5 protein-coding genes and 1 pseudogene are annotated in these 3,191 nt (G+C 51.7%); all 6 read right to left on the reverse strand.

All coding sequences use genetic code 11. The annotated features are described in order from the left end of the window. Window positions 1-52 precede the first annotated feature (52 nt). The 6 genes and pseudogenes from JUK32_RS13375 to JUK32_RS27545 all read right to left on the reverse strand — a co-directional run bounded on the left by JUK32_RS13375 (window position 53) and on the right by JUK32_RS27545 (window position 2,562). Entirely contained in the window at window positions 53-265 is a 213-nt protein-coding gene (locus JUK32_RS13375; protein WP_204139360.1) for a hypothetical protein, read from the reverse strand. A gap of 56 nt (window positions 266-321) precedes the next feature. Continuing rightward, window positions 322-513, reverse strand: coding sequence for a YgiT-type zinc finger protein (locus tag JUK32_RS13380; RefSeq protein WP_204139361.1), 192 nt, complete (start codon window positions 511-513; stop codon window positions 322-324). Window positions 514-605: 92 nt separating this feature from the next. Next, a pseudogene (locus JUK32_RS28720) lies at window positions 606-965 on the reverse strand (type II toxin-antitoxin system VapC family toxin). Continuing rightward, window positions 962-1,192 (reverse strand): DUF2281 domain-containing protein, encoded by a 231-nt coding sequence (locus tag JUK32_RS13390; RefSeq protein ID WP_204139362.1) that lies wholly within the window; start codon window positions 1,190-1,192, stop codon window positions 962-964. The pseudogene JUK32_RS28720 and the gene JUK32_RS13390 overlap by 4 nt, the downstream one beginning before the upstream one ends. Before the next feature lie 681 nt (window positions 1,193-1,873). Further along, on the reverse strand, window positions 1,874-2,314 hold the full coding sequence (locus JUK32_RS27540) for a YHS domain-containing (seleno)protein (protein ID WP_239112631.1): 441 nt from the start codon (window positions 2,312-2,314) through the stop codon (window positions 1,874-1,876). Then, window positions 2,311-2,562, reverse strand: a complete 252-nt coding sequence (locus JUK32_RS27545) for a hypothetical protein (RefSeq protein WP_239112632.1) — start codon at window positions 2,560-2,562, stop codon at window positions 2,311-2,313. Before JUK32_RS27545 ends, JUK32_RS27540 begins: the two co-directional genes overlap by 4 nt. Between the last annotated feature and the right edge of the window lie 629 nt (window positions 2,563-3,191).

The following is a 3,191-nucleotide window of genomic DNA, read 5'->3' on the forward strand; positions in this document are numbered from 1 at the left end:
GCCCTTTAAATGGAACTATTCGGGCAAGCCTTTGACCTCATAATGGCTATGGTTATTTATGCCGTCGAGTACTAGCTTGTTTAATTTGTGCAAAAACTTCGTCTGCCGTGAGCCGATCGAGCCATTGATGACGTTCTTCGGTATAGTTTCCCGAGCTAGGTTCAAACTGGCGAATGAATCGGATCATGCCATCAAAGCCCAATGCTTCTATCAAAGCCTGCTTGCCAGCACGGTTAAGTTCTATAGGGGAGCGGATGGGTTTCATATTCAAAGACTTTTGAGCGGGACTTGAAGATACTCGTCGGGGGTGGCTTGGTTGTTCTAAATGGCAAAAAACTGCTGTTCGATCGCTTTTAAGACTGGAGCACTGTAGTAGGTAGTGCCGCAGTCGGTGCAAATTTCGACTGGGGTATTCGGCACAATCAAGTATTTGCCCTGGTGACTGTAGAGATCGGTGATCCGTCGTTCTTCGTAGTGAGTGCTGCCGCAGGTGTTACATCGTTTTTCTGACATGGTGTTTATGCCCCCGTTTCAAGATCGAGAAATTTGGGTGGCCCCGGAATGTAAGAACACTTCACATCCACAGCCTTTCTACTGCATAGAGATCAAAAGTAGTGCGAATCTTTGCTGACGATGACGAGAGCATTATTAAGGGCTTGTGCAATCAACATGCGATCAAACGGATCGCGGTGGCGCAGAGGCAGTTGACGCACTTGCACCGTATCTTCAAAGGCAATCGGGAGTAGAAGAATATCGGAAGCTGCAAGTTCAATCCCGATCGCTTCATAGGGTTAATTGAGGGCAAGTTTGCCCAACTTAACTTTGATGGCAATTTCCCAAAGGCTGGCGATGCTGAGATAGACGGTATCTGCTTTATCAATTCGATCTTTCAGAAGTTGGGGCAGGCTGGAGTGGTTTTCACTCAACCAGATGAATGTGTGCGTATCCAGCAGAAAAGCGGTCACGACATGTATTCCTGAAAGTCTTCTAAAGGCTCGTCAAAATCATCGGGTAGAGGCAAGACGAAGGTGCCTTGTAAGATGCCGGAACGCCGCTTGGAAGTCTGTGACTCCTGAATGGAATGATCTTTGGTGTAGTTGGCAACTAAGTACTGGGCATAGTGCAATAGCTCATGCTTTAAGTTGTCTGGCATGTGCTCTAGCGCTTGGACAATTTGGGTATCGATGGTCATCGCCTCGCCTCCATGCATGTAGTTCTATTCTAAGGGCGTGGGAAGGGCTTTCTCGGTGGGGCGGTCTGCCACATGAGGTCGATTTCTGCGGGGGTGAGGTCGATCGCTGAGTTGACGAAATCCGAGTAGTCATAGCGCACAAAAAATTAGCCGCGAATATCAGCAGTCGAAAGCTGGGCGTTGAACAAGATCCACAATTGCCCCCCCAAAAGATTTCACCGCGCATTATGAGACAGGAAATGAACTCATCACATCTGCCAGCACACTGAGTCAGTGCCTACGTACTATATAGCTTGGCCGATTAAGTGACCTGACATCTGTAGATTAGATTGAGCCAGGGTAAGGCGCGATCGCACCCATTTGCCTCTGAAGGTACTTGAGAATTCCGTGAATGACCGCTGATTTCGCCAAATTCCACCTTTATGTTCATAATCCAGGTTTAGTGATTGCGCATAGAAAATTCCGGCGATCGCTATCAGCTAGCGATCGCCGGGAACGTGAATTAAATCCAGACACATTCTCGAATTCCTAGGCAGAAGTTGCCGACAAGCCGGTTTCCTGATCTCACTGGGAGTCGCCGGAGAAACCTAACTTGACTGACATCGGGCCCTAGTTTCAGCAGCACCTTAGGGTTTTTGAGATGATGTCTGTCCTCATGCCCAAGGCCCGTCCATGTGGCGTTTACTGCGCCCAGGAAATCTGATTTTCATAGAAGGTCTGCGCCGAAAGCACAGTCGGCCAAACCTCGTCTGCTTTCTCGATGTTGCCAGGAACATCTTCCAGCCATTGCGCCTGCACTTCTTTGCTCCAGTTCAAGTACAGCTTGCCGTCAACAATCTTCCAGGCACGTGGATCAACGGAAGCCAGGTTGCCTTCGCTCATGGCTTTGGCACAATAACCGCCGTACTGCGGCGCAAATGCGACAGGATCAGCCATGAAAGCAGTTTTATTTTCAGCACTGCTAAAGCGCCAAGTTGCCCCATTCCACTCATATTCGTACTCAGCGACTCCCGCCACGGCTTCCCCCTCAGTAAAGTAAGCCACTGGATCAGCCCCACGAATTGCGAGGTCGCTGCCATTTTCCACATACACCTCAGTGTGGGGAGGAGCATAAGAGGTCACAACCGGAGCGGCGGCACAAGGGTCGGCAGCGGCACAAGGGTCAGCGGCGCAAGGGTCAGCGGCACAAGGGTCAGCGGCGCAAGGGTCAGCGGCGCAAGGGTCAGCGGCGCAAGGGTCAGCGGCGCAAGGGTCAGCGGCGCAAGGATCGGCAGCGGCGCAAGGATCGGCAGCGGCGCAAGGGTCGGCGGCAGCACAAGGGTCAGCGGCGGCGCAAGGGTCAGCGGCAGCGCAGGGATCGGCGGCAGCACAAGGATCCTCAACCTTTGCGGCACAGGGATTAGCTTGAGCCGAATTCAATACTGTTGGCAGAAAAGCTGCACCAACGGACAAAACGGCAGAAGCAACAAGAGCAGTCAAATACTTAATTTGCATGGAACTCAATGGAAAACAACAAGTAGCAATTACGCGAGCGTTGATCGTCAGGGGGCGAGTACAGCTGCCGATGAGCAAACCGGCCAATCGATCACAGGATCGAGGCTCAATCTAGTGAGCGACAGGCGCGCTCAACCGAGGGCTTCTTTACTAAACGTGGGTGAACTGAAGGTGACCTGAGCAAGTTCTGAGGGGTATCTAAGGGAAGTCTGAGAAACTGCTAAGAACAGCAGCCATCGGGAAATTGAGCCAGTAGGCGGGCAACCAAGGCTTTTTGCTGGTCTTTGACCATTGGAAGCGAGGGGGGCAGCCAGCCGCAATTGCCGTCGTAACTGGAGCGCTGGTTCAATCGTCCATGCGGTGAAAGTGAGGTTGAAAAGTAGACCTCAAGTGCGCCAGCCAAGCAGTCCGAATTTTCCAGGAAGCACGGGTATTAAATGTCAAGTACATAGGCGTGTCGCGACAACTACATAGGCGGATGAGTCGTCGGCAAAGCGCGATCGGC

This window comes from Halomicronema sp. CCY15110 (assembly GCF_016888165.1).
In the GTDB taxonomy this organism is placed as follows: Bacteria; Cyanobacteriota; Cyanobacteriia; order Phormidesmidales; family Phormidesmidaceae; genus Halomicronema.